The sequence below is a fragment of the Porcipelethomonas ammoniilytica genome (genome assembly GCF_025567485.1).
Lineage (GTDB): Bacteria > Bacillota > Clostridia > Oscillospirales > Ruminococcaceae > Porcipelethomonas > Porcipelethomonas ammoniilytica.
Genome location: NZ_JAOQKH010000107.1, coordinates 1 through 480, shown reverse-complemented (window position 1 = coordinate 480; position 480 = coordinate 1). Strand labels below are relative to the sequence as shown.

At 38.1% G+C, this 480-nt stretch carries 1 protein-coding gene; it reads right to left on the bottom strand.

The window, feature by feature from the left end; all coding sequences use genetic code 11:
* Positions 1-480: M23 family metallopeptidase (locus OCV67_RS13525; protein ID WP_178085195.1), on the bottom strand; the 480-nt coding region annotated here is incomplete at both ends.

The window sequence follows — 480 nt, the reverse complement described above, 5'->3', positions numbered from 1 at the left end:
TACAGCCAGTATTTCCGTACCGTTGGGAACGCCGAAATCAAGACCCTTGTGAAATTCCGTACTGCCGTCGTCCCATGTTCTGTAGCCAAACGGAGATGTAATTGTATTTGACCAGTCAAATGCAAAGGGAGAAGAAAACGCTTTAATAGCACCGCCCTTGCGATCGTAATAATTTTTATATTTTTCACGCTGATTCTGGTCAAGATATTTGTTCAGAATCTCGTCCCATGATACTTTTTCAGTGATATTGTAATTTAACGTAACAGTAGTTACATTTTCTGTTATATATACATTACAGATACCGTTGTATGTACTCAAAACAGTGTAATTGTCCGGGAGAGGGGAGGGCAATTCATTTTCCGGTATTTGAACGGTTTTAGTCTGCTTTTTTGTTTCAGAATCAAAATTGTATTCTATAACGTACATTTCTGTAAAAATCTGCGTGACGAGATTCTGAACTTCTTCGTTGAAAGTCCATCT